The sequence below is a fragment of the Pedobacter sp. genome, assembly GCF_035566355.1.
In the GTDB taxonomy this organism is placed as follows: Bacteria; Bacteroidota; Bacteroidia; order Sphingobacteriales; family Sphingobacteriaceae; genus Pedobacter.
Map to the genome: position 1 here is coordinate 1 of NZ_DATMRL010000230.1, position 2,276 is coordinate 2,276.

Consider the following 2,276-nt stretch of genomic DNA (forward strand, 5'->3'; position numbering starts at 1 on the left):
AACAAGCATGTATGTAGACCGGCTGAACCAGTTACTGGCCGAATTGCTTGATGTATCTAAAATCCAAACAGGAAATATAGAATTACATAAGCATCCTTTCGACTTTGACAAAATGGTCAGCGAAACGATAGAAGGCTTACAAACTGCTACGCCGCATTATAGAATAATTACAAAAGGTAAAGTTGGCGTGAACTTCAACGGAGATGAATCGCATTTGATACAGGTGCTCACAAACCTGGTCAGCAATGCCATCAAATATTCTCCTGATGCCAATGAAATAGAAATCTATATATCCAAAGTGAGCAACTTTATCAAGGTGTCTGTCAAAGATCATGGAATGGGTATTAAAGATGAGGAACTGAAGAAAATATTTGCACGGTTTTACAGGGTTGGGGAAACACAAAAGCGTTTTCCTGGAATGGGTATTGGCTTGTACATCAGCGATCAGATTGTAAAAAACCATGGCGGTACATTATGGGCAGAAAGTGAAGTGGGAAAAGGATCAGTATTTAACTTCACTTTACCCATACATGAGGAAAGAGAGGGGATAAAGAATGGCTAAGAAGATAATGATATGTGATGACGATTCGGGCATTTTGGAAATGATGGCAATGATTATTGAAGAGTACGGCTTTGAGGTTTTTACTGAAGCAAATAGTGTAAATGTTTTAAAAGATCTTGAAAGGGAAAAACCAGATTTACTATTGCTCGACATCTGGATGCCTATACTATCCGGTGATCAAATCCTTAAGACTATAAAAGCAGAACCCAAGTTTTCCAGTTTACCTGTTATCATGTATTCTGCCAGCACAGAAGGATTTGCAATTGCTCAAAAAGCCGGAGCAGATGATTATATTTCCAAACCATTTGACATGAATGATCTGGAAGCAAAAATAACTGCTTTACTATAAATTTGGGATAACTATCCCCCACTGTCCATTCACTGGCAGTGGGGGATAATTTATCTCAGCAATTCTGCGATAAATTCCTTTAAAGTCGTCTGACCACGAACCGGATCTTCTGCTTTTTCATGCTGCTCAAGGGTAATCTGAGTCATTGCAACCATAGACTGCGCCGCCTTTTCTGAAAAACCAGCTTCTTGCAAGGATGCAAACCACTGCGATTTTGGCGTTTGGATAACTTCTACAGGCTTGTTTAATAGTTCTGCAAAAGCATCAGCCACATCCCCGGGCGAATACTCTTCTGGACCTTCAACATAATGCAAACCGGTTTGATCAACCGGTTCCAGCATTAATCTGGCAGCAACCTGGCCAATATCTTTAGGTGCCACCATCGGCAATTTAAAACCAGCGGGATATAAAGTATAGAGCTGACCAGTCTTCTCCACCATATCCAAAGACGCCGCCCAGTTGCTCATATAATAAGCGCCACGAATAATACTCACAGGTACTTCCATTTCCCCTAATGCCTGTTCCATGCTATACAACACACCTAAATCCCCAATGTCTTCGCCAGGCTGCGCCCCATAAGTAGATTCAGCCACCACTTTTTTAATTTTAGAACCATTCAATGCTTTTAAAATAGCAGCTAAACTTTTCTTTTCCCGGGCAACGGTATCGGTAGAAGGAGCCGCTGGAGGATTCAGTAAAAACAAGCGTTCTCCTCGATTAAAAACTTGCCTTAGCGGCTGCTCATCAAAAATGTCCACCACCGCAAACTCCGCTCCTTTCTGCTCCCATTCTTCTCTCTTATTTTGATCGTGAGAAACGATTGTCACCTTTTCCCCTTTAGCAATTAAAGCTTCAGCTAACGCAGAACCAATATGTCCTGTACCTCCTAATATGATATGCATAATAAGGTCTTTTAATGAATGATATATAGTATAACAGCCTAAAACATTGATGGTTTGAGATTTTCACTACAAAAACCCCCACAGGCCATATAACTGGCATTGTGGGGGCTATAAAGATTAAGCCATCACACCCACCAATCCCAGATGCTCACTCACAGATACCAATTCCTTGTGTTTTGAAGAATTGAAACTGATGTAACAATGTACATCATCATCCACGAAGCTTGCTGGTACCTGCAATGTATATGTGCCTATAGATCTCGGCACCACATTCACTACTTTAACAAACTTCGCCTTAACCGGGTTGTACACCAATATGGTGACCATATCCGTTGCATCCAGCAACTTACCATCAGGTTCTGCATGTAACCAGGAAAACTTCAGCTTGGCCGCAGGAAGCGATTCCACAGCCAGTCCGTCTGGTAAAGCCAGCTTCCCATTACTGAAACTGATCTTCGAATAA

General features: G+C 41.5%; 4 protein-coding genes. 2 read left to right on the forward strand and 2 right to left on the reverse strand.

The annotated features are described in order from the left end of the window. Together VNZ46_RS08815 and VNZ46_RS08820 are read left to right on the forward strand one after the other, a co-directional pair. Positions 1–562 (forward strand): sensor histidine kinase (locus VNZ46_RS08815; RefSeq protein WP_325559740.1); only part of this gene is annotated, 562 nt, incomplete at its 5' end. Continuing rightward, entirely contained in the window at positions 555–911 is a 357-nt protein-coding gene (locus VNZ46_RS08820) for a response regulator transcription factor (protein ID WP_325559741.1), read from the forward strand. The genes VNZ46_RS08815 and VNZ46_RS08820, both read left to right, overlap by 8 nt. Before the next feature lie 50 nt (positions 912–961). Here the strand turns inward: VNZ46_RS08820 and VNZ46_RS08825 are convergent, their stop codons facing one another. Beyond that, complete coding sequence (locus VNZ46_RS08825) at positions 962–1,813, reverse strand: NmrA family NAD(P)-binding protein (RefSeq protein ID WP_325559742.1); 852 nt, start codon at positions 1,811–1,813, stop codon at positions 962–964. Between the two features lie 117 nt (positions 1,814–1,930). Next, a partial coding sequence (locus VNZ46_RS08830) for a DUF6266 family protein (RefSeq protein WP_325559743.1) occupies positions 1,931–2,276 on the reverse strand: 346 nt, incomplete at its 5' end.

Bases quoted from the DNA above. Each gene is read 5' to 3' on its own strand.
- VNZ46_RS08825 (WP_325559742.1), bottom strand. From the start codon at position 1,813: ATGCATATCATATTAGGAGGTACAGGACATATTGGTTCTGCGTTAGCT.
- VNZ46_RS08820 (WP_325559741.1), top strand. From the start codon at position 555: ATGGCTAAGAAGATAATGATATGTGATGACGATTCGGGCATTTTGGAA.